12 protein-coding genes are annotated in these 15,458 nt (G+C 35.9%); 7 read left to right on the top strand and 5 right to left on the bottom strand.

Translation table 11 applies throughout. The features are described from left to right. Positions 1-69: 69 nt before the first annotated feature. On the top strand, positions 70-1,413 hold the full coding sequence (gene accC, locus MJQ71_RS16825) for an acetyl-CoA carboxylase biotin carboxylase subunit (RefSeq protein WP_238807918.1): 1,344 nt from the start codon (positions 70-72) through the stop codon (positions 1,411-1,413). A 49-nt stretch (positions 1,414-1,462) separates the two neighbouring features. On the opposite strand, the gene MJQ71_RS16820 is transcribed toward accC, so the two are convergent. Next, positions 1,463-2,224, bottom strand: coding sequence for a sulfite exporter TauE/SafE family protein (locus MJQ71_RS16820; protein WP_238807916.1), 762 nt, complete (start codon positions 2,222-2,224; stop codon positions 1,463-1,465). Between the two features lie 55 nt (positions 2,225-2,279). Further along, complete coding sequence (locus MJQ71_RS16815; RefSeq protein ID WP_238807914.1) at positions 2,280-4,379, bottom strand: molybdopterin oxidoreductase family protein; 2,100 nt, start codon at positions 4,377-4,379, stop codon at positions 2,280-2,282. A gap of 197 nt (positions 4,380-4,576) precedes the next feature. Between MJQ71_RS16815 and MJQ71_RS16810 the strand changes: the two genes are divergently transcribed. Continuing rightward, complete coding sequence (locus MJQ71_RS16810; protein ID WP_238807912.1) at positions 4,577-6,121, top strand: CotH kinase family protein; 1,545 nt, start codon at positions 4,577-4,579, stop codon at positions 6,119-6,121. Between the two features lie 71 nt (positions 6,122-6,192). Here MJQ71_RS16810 and ftsY read toward each other — a convergent pair whose 3' ends face one another. From ftsY to MJQ71_RS16795, 3 genes are all read right to left on the bottom strand, one after another. After that, positions 6,193-7,149: a signal recognition particle-docking protein FtsY gene (gene ftsY / locus MJQ71_RS16805; RefSeq protein ID WP_238807909.1), complete on the bottom strand. Its 957-nt coding sequence runs from the start codon at positions 7,147-7,149 to the stop codon at positions 6,193-6,195. 118 nt (positions 7,150-7,267) lie between these two features. Then, the gene (locus MJQ71_RS16800) at positions 7,268-7,675 is read right to left on the bottom strand and encodes an acyl-CoA thioesterase (RefSeq protein ID WP_238807907.1); all 408 of its coding nucleotides are present in this window, start codon (positions 7,673-7,675) and stop codon (positions 7,268-7,270) included. Positions 7,676-7,723: 48 nt separating this feature from the next. Then, entirely contained in the window at positions 7,724-9,709 is a 1,986-nt protein-coding gene (locus MJQ71_RS16795; RefSeq protein WP_238807905.1) for an FG-GAP-like repeat-containing protein, read from the bottom strand. 186 nt (positions 9,710-9,895) lie between these two features. Here MJQ71_RS16795 and MJQ71_RS16790 point away from each other — a divergent pair, with 186 nt between their 5' ends. The 5 genes from MJQ71_RS16790 (at position 9,896) to hemC (ending at position 15,445) form a co-directional block, all read left to right on the top strand. Further along, positions 9,896-10,804 (top strand): MBL fold metallo-hydrolase, encoded by a 909-nt coding sequence (locus MJQ71_RS16790; protein ID WP_238807904.1) that lies wholly within the window; start codon positions 9,896-9,898, stop codon positions 10,802-10,804. Between the two features lie 120 nt (positions 10,805-10,924). After that, positions 10,925-11,941, top strand: coding sequence for a proline iminopeptidase-family hydrolase (locus MJQ71_RS16785; protein ID WP_238807903.1), 1,017 nt, complete (start codon positions 10,925-10,927; stop codon positions 11,939-11,941). Between the two features lie 130 nt (positions 11,942-12,071). Then, complete coding sequence (locus tag MJQ71_RS16780) at positions 12,072-13,244, top strand: putative sugar nucleotidyl transferase (protein WP_238807902.1); 1,173 nt, start codon at positions 12,072-12,074, stop codon at positions 13,242-13,244. 70 nt (positions 13,245-13,314) lie between these two features. Further along, positions 13,315-14,415 carry a DNA polymerase III subunit delta' gene (gene holB / locus MJQ71_RS16775; protein ID WP_238807901.1) on the top strand — a complete coding sequence of 367 codons (1,101 nt, stop codon included), beginning with the start codon at positions 13,315-13,317 and terminating at the stop codon, positions 14,413-14,415. Between the two features lie 97 nt (positions 14,416-14,512). Further along, positions 14,513-15,445, top strand: a complete 933-nt coding sequence (hemC, locus tag MJQ71_RS16770; RefSeq protein ID WP_238807900.1) for a hydroxymethylbilane synthase — start codon at positions 14,513-14,515, stop codon at positions 15,443-15,445. Positions 15,446-15,458: the final 13 nt, after the last annotated feature.

Below are 15,458 nucleotides of genomic sequence, written 5' to 3'. Positions count from 1 at the left end.
TTTGAAGATTTTTCCAAAACGAATTTTTTTCAGAATTTCAAATTTTAACAATTTCCAAATTCGAAAATCGTGTTTAAAAAAATATTAATAGCTAATCGTGGAGAAATTGCTCTACGTATTATCAGAACTTGCCGAGAAATGGGCATCAAAACAGTGGCGGTTTACTCTACGGCCGACCGTGAAAGTCTGCACGTAAGATTTGCCGATGAAGCTGTTTGTATTGGGCCCGCTGCCAGTCGCCAATCTTATTTGAGTATCCCGAATATTATCTCGGCTGCTGAAATTACAAACGCTGACGCCATTCACCCTGGATATGGTTTCTTGTCAGAAAATGCCGAGTTTTCAAGAATTTGTGCAGAATATGGCATTAAATTTATCGGTGCAACAGCCGACCAAATCAACTCAATGGGTGATAAAGCTACCGCCAAAGCAACCATGAGAAACTCAGGTGTACCTGTTATTCCTGGTTCGGATGGCTTACTCGAATCAGTCGAAGAAGGAATCAGACTTTCTAACGAAATGGGTTATCCTGTTATCGTAAAGGCAACTGCTGGTGGTGGTGGTCGTGGGATGAGAATCATTAATAAACCTGAAGAGTTTCAAAAAGCTTGGGACGATGCCAAAATGGAATCGGGTGCAGCATTTGGAAATGATGGCTTATATTTAGAGAAATTTATTGAAGAACCTCGCCACATTGAAATTCAGATTGTAGGCGACCAAAATGGTCGAGTTTGTCACCTTTCAGAACGTGATTGCTCGATTCAACGCCGTCATCAAAAATTAGTTGAAGAAACTCCTTCACCAGTGGTTACACAAGAACTTCGTGAAAAAATGGGTGAAGCAGCCATCAAGGGTGCAGCAGCTATTGGTTACGAAGGTGCAGGAACAATTGAGTTTTTGGTTGACAAACATGGTAAATTCTATTTCATGGAAATGAATACGCGTATTCAGGTTGAACACCCGATTACGGAAGAAGTTACTGATTTTGACTTGATTAAAGAACAAATAAAAGTAGCGGCAGGCGTGCCAATTTCGGGTACTAATTATTTCCCGAAATTATTTGCAATGGAATGCCGTATCAATGCAGAAGACCCTCGCAATGGCTTCCGTCCATCACCAGGAAAAATAACAAATCTTCATTTCCCAGGTGGACATGGTATTAGAATTGATAGCCACGTTTATGCAGGATATACGATTCCATCAAATTATGACTCGATGATTGCAAAACTTATCGTTACAGGTCAATCTAGAGAAGATGTTTTGACTCGTATGAAGAGAGCTTTACAAGAATTTGTCATTGAAGGTGTAAAAACGACGATTCCATTCCATATAAAATTAATGGACGACGAGACATTCAAATCAGGAAAATTCACAACAAAATTCTTGGAAGATTTTGATTTTAGTGATTTGTAAGAAATAACTAGATATTTTCTAAAAAGCTCCAAATTGGAGCTTTTTAGTTTTAATACATCATCCAAATATCATAACCAAACCTTAAAATCAAACCAAAGACTACTACTAAAAACAAGATTCTGATAAAACCGTTTCCTCTTAAAAGTGCCATTCGGCTTCCTGTATATGAGCCAAGCATATTGCAAACCATCATCGGCAAGGCTATTTCATAAACGATATATCCATTTTTTACAAAAAATATAAGCGAACAAACATCCGCCACCACATTTACTACTTTTGAGATAGCCGATGCTGTCAGGAAATTGTATCCAATAATACTTACAAATCCAAAAACAAGTAAACTTCCCGTTCCTGGCCCAACAAAACCGTTATAAAATCCTGTTGTCATACCAATCAACAAACCGTAGAAAGGAATTTTATTTAACTCAAAACGGTGTTTTTCTTCATGCCCCAAATCTTTTTTGCGATAGGTATAAATTGCAATCAAAGTCATCAAAACCAAAATTGTTGGTTTTAAGATTCTTTCGCTCATTAAACTCGAAATCAACGCACCTGAGTATGACATTATACCCGCTCCAATGCCAGCAAAAAGTATTGTTTTTAGTGGAATTTTTACTTTTCTGGAATATTGATAACCCGCAACGCCTGTTCCCATAAATGAAGCAAAGCGATTTGTTCCGATAATTTGCGGAACGGAATAATGAGGAAATAAAATAAATAAAGCAGGAGCTTGTACCAAACCGCCACCTCCAACAATTGAATCTATGAAACCAGCCAAAAATGCTGCAAGACAAGCAAAAATATATAGCACGTTAATAATATTACAGGATTTAAAAAGTCTTTGTTCTTTTAAATGAATATAAAACTTAAATTTTTTCAATTTTTACAGCCACATTATTAAATGCGACATTGCCTGTGAGTTCATCCAAAACTAGCTCGTCGGTCAAGTCATTAATACTTACGCCTGCGTGTTTGCTTGCAATATCTAGTTGTACACCTTTTCGAGCATGGCCATAGCCATGTGGCATACTCACAACCCCTTGCATCATTTGGTTGGTAATTTCAATTGGAAGTTCAACGCTACCAACTCTTGATGTTACCTTCACAACAGCATTGTTTTCAAGATTAAGTTTTTGAGCATCATCCGAATGAATCATCAAGGTGCAGCGATTTCGCCCTTTCACTAATCTTTCCGAATTATGCATCCACGAATTATTATCTCGCAAATGCCTTCTGCCGATTAATAAATAATCAAACCCGTTCATTAAAGTATTATCATTCAATGATTTACGTAGTCTTTCAATATCTTTTACTAATATTTCTGGAGCAAGATTAATTCTTTTTTCAGGTGTTAAAAGTCGGTTTGGCAAACATGGTTTCAAAGCTCCTAAATCAATTCCGTGTGGATTTTCTTTGAGTTTTTGGAGCGAAAGTCCGTAAGGCCCAAATTGTAAACCTAAATCAAGTTTAACTTCGGGAGCTTCCGATATGAACCCTATATTGCTCGAATTTGGTTGGCTCATCCGATAAGCTAATTCTTGATAAATTTCCCAATCATATTTTGCTCCTTCTGTTTTTGAGAAAAGTGCTTCCGAAAATTTTGCAGTATTTCTAACTGCCAGCATGTGAAATGTCATATCATAATGTGGCACTTCCAAACCAGTGGCAGGTGGTAATATAATATCAGCGTGTTGCGTACTTTCATTGATATAAATATCAATCGCAACCATGTATTCAAGTGTGTCAAAAGCCTTGTCTAACTGCCTGCCATTAGGCGTTGAAAGAATCGGATTCCCACAACTTGTTATCAAACATTTTATTTGGTTCTCTCCTTCGGTCAAAATTTCTTCAGCAAGTGTTGCCACTGGTAATTCGCCTAAAAATTCAGGCAAACCACGTACCCTACTTTGCCAACGATTGAAACGGTTATCGGTTTTTGCTCTCGCCAAAAAATCAACAGCGGGAGCGGTAAACATAGCTCCACCAGTTCGGTCAAGATTACCCGTCAGCACATTAATTGCGTTGATGAGCCATTGGGCAATGCTACCAAAAGTTTGCACCGAAACCCCTACCCTTCCATAACAAACGGCTGTTTTTGAATTAACAAAATCGTGTGTTAATTGACGAATATCTTTAGCCGAAATACCCGTTTGTAACTCCACTTTTTCAGGCGAAAAATCAGCAGATATTTCTTTCAATAACGTTATTCCGTGTGAAAAATCCTTTAATTTACCTAGACTTACTAAGTTTTCGGCAAATATTATTTGAATTATTGCCAAAAGTAAAAACGAATCAGTGCCAGGACGAATGAAAAAATGTTGGTCGGCTTTGGCAGCAGTTTCAGTCAAGCGTGGGTCAATTACAACTACTTTTCCTCCACGTTTTTGAATAGCTTTTAGCCGATTGGCTACATCAGGAACAGACATAATACTACCATTTGAGGCAATCGGATTTCCTCCGATGATTAGCATAAAGTCAGTAAAATCAATATCAGGAATGGGCATCAACATCGGATGTCCAAACATTTGCCAAGCTGCAAAATGGTGTGGTAATTGGTCTGCTGATGTTGCCGAAAATAGGCTTTTAGTTTGTAATGATTTGGCAAAAAGTGGTGAATTCATGGTAGTCCCTAAATTATGAATCGAAGGATTTCCTTGATACATTGCCACAGCATTTTTGCCATATTTTGCTTGGATTTCTTTAATTTTATCAACAACTTCTCCGAATGCTTGTTCCCAAGAAATTTGCTGCCAGCCATTATCGGTACGTTTTACTGGAAATTTCAGTCGATTTGGGTCTTCATAAATATCTTTTAACGCAACCGCTTTAGGGCAAATATGTCCTCTACTAAATGGGTCATTTTTATCTCCTTCTATTTTGGTGACACTTCCATTTTCAACTTTTATTTCGAGTCCACACATGGCTTCGCAAAGATTACATGTACGGAAATGCGTTAAATTTTTCATGTTAGGTTTTTAATCTTGAATCGTTTTAATTTGCTGAATAGATATTGAAGCAAGTTAGTAGTTTTTAAATCAAGTTTAAAACGATTTGTTAGCATACTAGTCAAAATTATACGAAATAAAACTTCTGCTTTGAATTAGCGAATGATTTTGAGCATTAATAATTTTCTTCAAAGAGTATTTAAAAAATATAAAACCAAATGAAAAAGCTTAGGTTTAAAACAACTTTTCAGTTTCTGATTGTTGTTTTGGCGTTAAATAGTTGTTCAAAACCTTCTGAAAAAGCCATTATCCCTATTGATAAAAGCTTCACTTATTTTGGATTTAAAATGTCTCAAAACCTTGCTTTAGCACAAGATATTACTTGTGAAATAAAAGGTGACACTATTTATGCAAGTACTTTTTCGGGAACAAATTTGACTAATTTAGCTCCTTCTTTTTCATTTGAGGATTTAGAAATAAGCGTTGCTGGAAAAACTCAAATTAGTGGAAATAGTCCTCAAAACTTTAATTCTATTGTTACTTATAGCATTAAATCTGGCGATGGAAAAACCAAACAGTATGCCGTAAAGTTTACAGACACAAATCTGCCTGCATTATATATTTCTACCAATAATAGAGAAATCCAAAGTAAAACGACCTATATTTCTGGAACTCTCAAAATCAAAAAAAATATTACAGGCGATGCATTATTTGATGGTGAAATTGAGATTCGTGGTCGAGGAAATTCTACTTGGGGTTTGCCTAAAAAGCCTTATAAAATTAGGCTAAACAAGAAAGCCGCTTTATTAGGAATGAATGAAAGCAAACAATGGGTTTTATTAGCAAATTATGCCGATAAAAGTTTGATTCGTAATGAAATTGGCTTTGAATTAAGTCGCCGATTAGGTTTATCGTTTACGCCCGCAGGTAAATTTGTGGATGTAATTTTAAATGGCTTATATATAGGAAATTATGAGTTGGTTGAACAAATTGATGTTGGACAAAAGAAAGTCAATATAGCCGAACAAAATACAAATACAAGTAATATTTCGGGTGGTTATTTGGTTGAACTCGACGGTTTTGCCAATACTGAACCAGTCAATTTTGTAACTCCACGAAACATGAGCGTTACAGTACATTATCCTGAAAGTGATAAGATAAGTTTGGCACAAAAAAAGTATATCAAAGATTATTTTGACACGCTTGAAAACGCTCTTTTCCTCAATAATTCTACTGATTCTACAATTGACTATAAAAACTACTTTGATATTGATTCTTACGTCAATTACTATTTGGTCAATGAAATCATCGGTAACCCAGATACTTTTTGGAGTACTTATTTGTATAAAAACCAAGATAGTGATGTTATTTTTACAGGCCCTGTTTGGGATTTTGACATTGCCGCCAACAATGATATTCGACTTGGCGATGTTACCAAAAAGCTCATGCTTGATGCTGCACATGAGCCAAAATTATGGATAAATATGCTGATGAAAGATAAAGTTTTTCGGAATAAAGTTAGAAAACGTTGGAATGAAATATATAACAAACTTGAAATGGCACCTTTTATTGATGATTTAGCTAATAAACTCAGTATTTCGCAAAAGAAGAATTTCACAAAATGGCCAATTTTAACCGAAAAAATATACCTCAATTTCCAAGTAGCGGGTTCTTATGAAGGAGAAATAAATTATCTTAAAAACTACTTAAACAATCGAATTATTTGGCTTAATTCACAATTCAATAACAGCAGATTTGATTAAACGATATTCCATTAAAACAAAAAAGCAGCGATTTGAAATCCGCTGCTTTTTTTAATATTTTGCTAAAAAAATTACTTTTTGAATAAAGAATCTACAAATTCCATTTTGTTGAAAACCTGCAAATCATCCATTTTTTCGCCAACACCAATATATTTTACTGGAATTTTAAATTCATCAGAAATGCCAATAACAACCCCACCTTTAGCCGTTCCATCAAGTTTTGTAATGGCTAACGAGTTTATTTCGGTCACTTTCGTAAACTCTCTCGCCTGAATTACAGCATTTTGTCCAGTACTGCCATCCAAAACCAACATTACTTCGTGTGGAGCTTCGGGCAAAAATTTCTGAACCACACGCTTGATTTTGCCTAATTCATTCATCAAATTGACTTTGGTATGTAAACGTCCAGCCGTATCAATGATAATAATATCTGCTTCTAGTTCCATCCCTTTTTTTACAGCATCAAAAGCCACCGACGAAGGGTCTGTGTTCATTCCATGATCAACCACCGTTACGCCTACTCGTTGCCCCCAAAGTTTGAGTTGGTCAACCGCCGCAGCTCTGAAAGTATCGGCCGCACCAAGCACAACCTTTTTACCTCTTTTATGAAACTGATAAGCCAATTTTCCAATTGTAGTTGTTTTTCCAACCCCATTTACACCCACAACCAACAAAACATAAGGTTTGGGTAAATGGTCAGTTTCATAACTATTTTCAACATCTTGAGAATTATTTTCGGCTAATAAAGCGGCTGCTTCTTCTCGCAAAATGCGGTCTAATTCTTCAACGCTTGTATATTTATCCCGTTCAACTCTCGCTTCAATTCTACGAATAATTTTTACGGTAGTTTCAACGCCAACATCCGAGCTAATCAAAATTTCCTCTAATTCATCTAAAACCTCTTCATCAACTTTCGATTTTCCGACAATTACCCGTGAGATTTTATCAAAAATACTGGTTTTTGTTTTTTCTAAGCCTTTGTCAAGCGTCTCTTTTTTTTCTTTGCTAAAAAAGTCAAAAAGTCCCATTATATATTTCCATTTAATTCTGTGGATGATAGAATATTTCTTTCATCTATTTTACCATTCATTATTGGCAAAAATAGGGCTATTTTATCAGAATATTGGCTATTTCTTGAAGAATCTTTTATTTAGACTTTTCTTCCGACTCCGAAAAGAATAGACTTACGGTTTCTTCGGTAAGTCGTTTAGGGCGAAAAGTTTGGGAGTCGAGCGAAATCCAGTGCGTAAGTGAGCGGGCCAAAACTTCTACACCACGCATTATTTCACAATGTCTAACACTTTTTACTCCTACAAAACTATCAACCCAAGTTTTTACGACCAATTCATCACCCAAAAAAGCGGGTTTTAAATAATCTATTTCATGGCGTCGTGCCACCCAAATTATCTGAGAAGCTACTTCTTGCGGCACTGTTTTCCAATGTCCAATTGCGGCATCTTGCACATAACGCAAATAAACTATATTATTAACGTGATTTAATTCGTCAATATCTTCGGCAATAACTTTAATCGGCAAATAGAAAACGTAAGCCATTTTTTGATGATTATATTAAAAAAATGTTGTTATAGGTCCGAGAAAATCTCACTTCAAACTTCGCAAATATCGCAAAGAAATGGGCAAATGCTGCTTCACTTCGGCATTTTCATCTTCGATATAATAAAATTTCACACCTGTTTGAATCGCAGCACGTAAGATTTTCTGAAAATTTAACTGCCCCGTTCCAACCGCAACATCTGATGTCAACGGTGTTCCACCTGAAAGCTCTCCCGTTTCTTGTCCGTTTTTCATATCTTTAATGTGCAAGGCCATGAAACGACCTTTGTGTTTTTTTAGCAACAAAGCGGGGTCTTGCCCTGCATGAAAAGCCCAATAAACATCACATTCATAACTCACATTTTCGGCATTGGTTTTTTGAACCATATAATCAAAAAGTGTTCCTTCATCGCTCGGTTTAAACTCGTAACCATGACAATGATAGAAAAAGCGAATGCCTTCCTTGGCCAATATTTCACCTGCTTTATTGAAAATTTTGATGGCTTTATCAGCATCTTCACGCTCAAATTTATTACCCAAGTGCGGAATCCACGACGTACCTGCATATTTTACACCCAAAGCTTTGCAAGTCGCAACAACTTTATCGAGGCTATCACGAAAAAGGTTAAAATCTAATAAAGTACTGTACGGTTTTAGTCCTGCTTTATCTAATTCGGTTTTAAAATCCTCGGTTTTCATGCCATAAGTTCCCGCAACTTCCACTTCGGTAATCCCCAAGTTTTTTACGTATAAAAGTGTTGCTGGCACATCAATTTTCAAGAAATCTCGTAAGCTATATAGCTCTAATCCAATGCGGTCATTTAAGATTTTATTGATAATTGGCTGGCGTTGATTTGTGCTATTTTGTAACCAAATTTCGAGATGTGGAGCGTGCCAAGTGTATGACTTTGAAATAATATCCAAATCGCCATCTCCATCAATATCTGCCACTCGACCTTCATGAAAATCAACACCTTTTTGAAATATCGTTTTCGTAAAACCACCTTTACCATCACCATATAAAATAAAAGCTTCGGCATTTGGATTCTCGTCGGTGATTGATTTTTCATCCCAACGAATCATTTCGGCACAAAAAACATCTAAATTGCCATCATCATTTATATCTGCGGTTTCGAGTGTATGAGCGTGAATTAGTTCTCGACCAATTAAATCTCTTCCCTTCCAATTAGTCGAAATTTCAGCATTTCCAGAGCATTCGTATAACATTAATTTGCCGTTATTATCGCCTGATGAAAAAAGTAATTGCATTTTTTTTCCTGCTCTAAACTTTGCTGCTTCAACTCTTCCAGCGGTTGCACCAACTTGAATTGCTTTAAATTTTCCATCAGCATATTTAAACCAATAATTACCTGCAACCAAATCTTTATAGCCGTCGCCATCAACATCTGCCGCAACACACCCTTCTATATTTTTGTTTTTTTCGTCGGTCAAAAAAACTGGTTCAAAAATCCATTTATCAGTTCGTGGAAAAGTTGGAATAGTGGCTATAAAAAGCGTTTTTGCTCCTTGATTCCAAAAAGCTAATTGTGCTTTTCCGATTTGTTTGAAATCCGCAAAAACTAAATCGTGGTGTTGCGTTTGACCTTCATTTTTGATTTCGTTTCGCTTCCAAGGTACATTCGGATTATAATACGGGGCAGGATTTTCCCACCACCAAATTTTATTACTTCGGTAATCCCCACCGAAAACCAAATCTTTATCGCCGTCATTATCTATATCATAAGCTGTTCCGCCAGCTTCTATTGATAAAAGCTCTTTTTCAACTGCAAATTCACGCCAACCAATCGCTCGGTCAAATTTAAAATAAATAATCGCTGGCGTTTCTCCTCGACCAGCCATCACAAATTCATCAATCCCATCATTGTCAATATCAACCACCAAAGAAGCTGTTTGTTGCGTAGTTTTCCAAGTTAGCGGAATTGTACCATCTTCGCTTGAAATCCGTTCCCATTTTTGGGCTTTTGTAGTGAAAAAAACAAAAGAAATAACGGTAAAAATGACACTTTTCTTCATTTTGTAGGAAAAAGGATTTTAGTAAAAGGATATTTACAAATATAGAAGAAAAACGAATGGTAAAAGATGGTTTTATCAATTAAACCCCAAAGCAGTTATTCTAATTACACAGTTTTGACTTTGGACTATTTGTAATTATGTTTGAAGAAAAATCTTACAATCAATCATTTGATTTTAAACTCAACTATGAAAAAAACACTCTTTTTTGCGTTTTTGCTTGCTTATAGCTATTCTTTTGCTCAAAATCCTTACGTCATGGTTTTGGGAGTTGCCCAAGATGGCGGATTTCCGCAAGCAAATTGTCAAAAAGAATGTTGTAAAGCAGTTTTTGAAGGAAAAACAGCCAAACAATTTGTGTCGTGTATTGCTGTTATTGACCCAATTTCTAAAGAAAAATGGATTTTTGACGCAACGCCCGATTTCACACAACAACTTCATTTACTCAATCAAAAACCTTATGAAAATAGCAAAATTGGCATATTTCTGACTCATGCACACATTGGACATTATACGGGTTTAATGTATTTGGGAAGAGAAGCCATCGGAGCAAACAAAATTAAGGTTTTTACAATGCCTAAAATGAAAAGTTTTCTTGAAAAAAATGGCCCTTGGAGTCAATTAGTAGCTTTACAAAACATTGATTTACAAGCAATAAAAGAAGATTCGACAATAATTTTGAATGAACGAATAAGCGTTCAAGCTTTCAGAGTACCGCATCGAGACGAATTTTCGGAAACGGTTGGTTATAAAATAATTTCGCCAAATAAAAGCCTAATTTTTATTCCCGATATTGACAAATGGCAAAAATGGAATCGTAGTTTAGAAGAAATGATAAAATCGACCGATTATGCGTTTTTAGATGGTACTTTTTATGCTGATGGTGAAATAAATCGTCCGATGAGCGAAGTTCCACACCCTTTTGTAAACGAAACCATTAATTTATTGAAAAATATACCCCAAAACCAGAAAGCCAAAGTTCATTTTATACATTTTAATCACACAAATCCTGTGATGAACCCGCAATCAATCGAGCAAAAAGAAGTAAAGAAAAAAGGCTTTAAAATAGCATTTCAAGGACAAAAAGTTAGCTTGTAAATCGCCATGTTCAATAAAAATTCATAGCTAAAGGTTTCAATCAAAAAAGCAATGTTTTAAATAAAACAATTTATATCTTTGTTAGTTATAACTGCTTTTAAAACATTCTATTCAGTACCCATGAAAAACCTTTACCTTGTATCTTTATTTTGCTCGTTTCTGCTGTTGAGTTGTAATAATAAAACAATTCAAGATAATGCTCAATCAAACACCGATGTTTCAGAAGAAATCCAGTCTGGTGGTGTAAAAATGGTTGAAATTGAAACTCCTGTTGGAAAATTTAAAGTTTGGACAAAAAAGTTTGGAGATAATCCTCGCATCAAAGTTTTATTGCTCCACGGTGGCCCAGCCATGACCCATGAATACATGGAATGTTTTGAAAGTTTTTTCCCAAAAGAAGGCTTTGAAATGTATGAATATGACCAACTTGGTTCTTATTATTCTGACCAACCAAATAACGATTCTCTTTGGACAACACCACGTTTTGTGGAAGAAGTAGAGCAAGTTCGTAAAGCTTTGAATCTTGATAAAGATAATTTTTATCTTTTAGGAAATTCTTGGGGTGGAATTTTAGCCATTGAATATGCCCTAAAATACCAAGACAACCTTAAAGGTCTGATAATCAGCAATATGATGCCAAGTATTCCTGATTATGAAAAATATAACGGTGTTTTGAGAAGTCAAATGAGAAAATCACTGGTTGATTCACTCGATGCTTTTGAAAAAAGGGGGGCATTTAAAGATTCTGTTTATGTCAGTTTGGTTACAAAAGAATATTATAATCAACATATTTGTCGACTACCAGAGTGGCCAGAACCTGTAAATCGTTCTTTCAAGCACGTTAACGAACACATATATGTATTGATGCAAGGGCCAAGTGAGTTTAAAGTAGGTGGTCGTTTATTGACTTGGGACAGAAAAGCTAGTCTAAAAAATATCAAAGTTCCGACGCTTGCTATTGGGGCAAAATACGACACTATGGACCCAAAAGCGATGGAAGAAATCAGTAAACTGGTGCAAAAAGGGCGTTATTTATACTGTCCTGATGGTAGTCATTTATCTTTTTGGGATGACCAAAAAACGTATTTTCCCAACGTTATTCAGTTTATTAAAGATGTTGATGAAAATAAATTTTAACTAAAATATTTCACATGGAATAGCACTTAAACACTGATTTAGAGCTATTCCATGAATCAAAGACTTTTCTCAGCTACTTACCAAGTATTTTTTCGTAAATTTGCCTTCTGAAACAACCAAAGGAAATTCGATGAATTACATACTTTTTGATGATTCTCAAATCAGAAACCAATTAAAACCTTTCACTTTCATTCGTCCCGTAGCCGATATTCGTTGTGGAACGCTCACCATCCGCGAAAAATGGGAATATCAATTTTCTAGCAAAATTTCTTGTTTAACCGAAAATTATCTTGCCGAAAAAAATACATTTGATGACTCAGTAAAAATATACATCAACGGAGCAGTTTGCCCAAACAAAACAATTATCGAAGCAATTCTCCAACTCAATGAAGACGAATCTTTGGTTGCAGGAAATGATACTTTAGCAATCAAAACATCAAAAACGCTTTCATTTCCGATTGATTATGATGCGTTTAATCAACAGCATTTCATAGGAGAAATAACCATTATCAAGCAATTACCTGATATTTTCTTAAAAAATGGAGAGCAAATAAAAGCAGATTTTCAAGTCATTACTAAAGACAGAAAATCGCAAGAAATTAATGACCCATTTACCCGTATTTACGCTCCCGAAAATATATTTGTTGAAGAAGGTGCGAGTATCAAAGCAGTTATTTTTAATGCTGAGAATGGACCCATTTACATAGGAAAAAATGCCGTTATTCAAGAAGGTTCACTAGTAATCGGCCCATTTTCTGCTGGCGAAGGATGTATTGTGGCTTGGGGAAGCAAAATGCGACCTAATACTACACTTGGCCCATTTTGTCGGGCTGGCGGTGAAGTTGGAAGTTCTGTGTTTTTTGGTTATTCCAACAAAGCTCACGATGGTTTTTTGGGTGGCTCAGTTATTGGAGAATGGTGTAATTTAGGAGCAAATTGTAATAATTCTAACCTCAAAAACGATTACACTGAAGTAAAGCTATATAATTATGCGACCAATCAACTCGAAAAAACAGGCGAACTTTTTTGCGGTCTTTTCATGGGCGATTACACCAAAGCAGGCATTAGTACAATGTTTAATACAGGCACAGTTGTAGGTGTAAGTGCCAATGTTTACGGAGCAGGTTTTCAGGATAAACATATTCCGTCTTTTACTTGGGGCGGAGCTGACACCGAGTATGTAAATTATCGTTTCGATAAAGCGATACAAGTAATAAATGCCACCATGCAACGCCGAGATAAGCAATTGACCGAAGCTGAAATTGCAGTTTTGAAACATGTGCATGACTTAAAACAACAATAAGTACCTAAATTCTAAGGTTTTCGGTAAATAAATATCTTTACCTCTGATTTGATAAAGTTCAACAGCACTTATGCTTTTTCGAGAAATTACGGGTCTTACCGACGTTAAACAATCGCTAATACAAGCAGTTATTGGCAATCATGTTGCTCACGCTCAGCTTTTTCATGGAGCGGAAGGAAGTGCCAATTTGGCATTGGCGTTGGCGTATGCTACCTATATTAATTGCGAAAATAAGCAACCTGATGATGCTTGTGGAAAATGTCCAAATTGTGCAAAAATGAGTAAATTGGCTCATCCAGATGTAAATTATATTTTCCCAACGGCTGGTGGAAAGTCTGTACTTTCTGAAAACTTTATGACTCAATGGCGGGCATTTGTCAAAGAAACACCTTTTGGAAATTTATCCGATTGGCTCGAACGAATCAACATCAAACAAGGCAATATTCCTGCAGAAGAATCACGACAATTGATTCAAAAATTATCATTAAAATCTTATGAAGGTGGCTATAAAATTGTCATTATTTGGCAAGCTGAAACACTCAATATTACTGCAGGAAATGCTCTTTTGAAAATTTTAGAAGAACCACCCGAACAAACACTTTTTTTATTAGTAGCCAATAGTGCCGAAAAATTGCTAACAACCATTATTTCTCGCACACAAAGAATTGCTATTAGAAATTTTACGGATGAAGAAATAATTTCATATCTCACTCAAAATCAATCTATTACACTCGAAAGAGCCAAACAAGTTGCTTATCTTTCGGAAGGAAATCTAAATTATGCTTTAGCAATTGCCAATAAAACCGAAGACGACCAACATACTTGGTTTGCCTCTTGGATGCGAATGTGCTACGCCTTAAATATTCTGAAATTAGTACCAATGGCCGACGAATTTGATGCCAAAGGCAAAGAATACCAAAAGGCGATGTTGGAGTATGGTTTAAATATTTTTAGAGAAATTTTTCTTTATCGCAATGGCGGTGAAAACTTAATTCGGCTCGAAGGCGACGAATTAATATTTGTTCAAAAGTTTTCTAATGTATTGAATATAAACAACTTAGAACAAATAACAACTATTTTGAGTGAATCACATTATCATATCGAACGCAACGGACGTGGTAAAATTATCTTCTTAGATATTTCACTAGCTATTGCTCGTTTGATGCGATAAAAATTGAAGCAAAATTCAACATTAATTTTATAAAAACTTTACTAACCAAATGTAATTTTCGTAAGTAAACTCAAAAATAGCATTCATCATTATACACATGAAAATAAAAATTGGTACTCGTGGAAGCAAGTTAGCACTTTGGCAAGCATATTATGTTGAAGAAAAACTAAAAGCTCAAAACATTGATACAGAGATAATTATCATCGAAACGAAAGGCGATAAAATCCTCGACCGAGCATTATCAAAAATTGGTAGTAAAGGTGTTTTTACAGAGGAATTGGAAGACCAACTGCGTTCGGGCGAAATTGATATTGCAGTACATTCTGCCAAAGATTTACAATCTGAGTTGGCTGACGATTTAGAAATTGTTGCTTTTACCGAACGTGAAAAAATTGCTGATGTTTTAGTGAGTTTCAACACAAAACTTTCGCTTGAGACTGATGAGCCTTTCGTGGTTGGTACATCTTCTACGCGTCGTGTAGCGATGCTTCGCCATTATTTCCCACACATCAAAATTGTTGATATGCGTGGAAATTTGCAAACCCGCCTCCGTAAACTTGAAGATGGGCAATGCGACGCTCTTTTATTGGCTTACGCTGGTGTGCATCGCATGGGCTACCACGATTTAATTGCTCAAGAACTTTCTTCAACGAAGTTTGCACCTCCAGTTGGACAAGGCTGTGTTGCGATTGAAGCAGCAAAAAATCTTTCTGAGGAAAAAAGAATAGCCATACGGCAATTAATTAATGACGAAGTTACCGAAAAATGTTTAATCGCCGAGCGTGCCTATTTACGTAAACTTCAAGGTGGTTGTTCTATTCCGTCATTTGGTTGGTGTATTGCCGAAGAAAAAGAAGGCAGTTTATCACTAAATATGACCGCAGGAATTATTAGTTTAGATGGACAAACAATTGTGCGTAAACATAGTTCAGCATCAGCCAAGAATGCTCAACTATTAGGCGAAACCCTCGCTCAAGAAGTTCTGGAAAATGGCGGAGCTGCAATCTTAGCAGAAATCAAGAATGCCTAAAATGACAAAGATT

Source organism: Emticicia aquatica (genome assembly GCF_923079645.1).
Lineage (GTDB): Bacteria > Bacteroidota > Bacteroidia > Cytophagales > Spirosomataceae > Emticicia > Emticicia aquatica.
The sequence above is the reverse complement of the archived record's forward strand: the minus strand, read 5'-3'. Positions and strand labels throughout refer to the sequence as shown.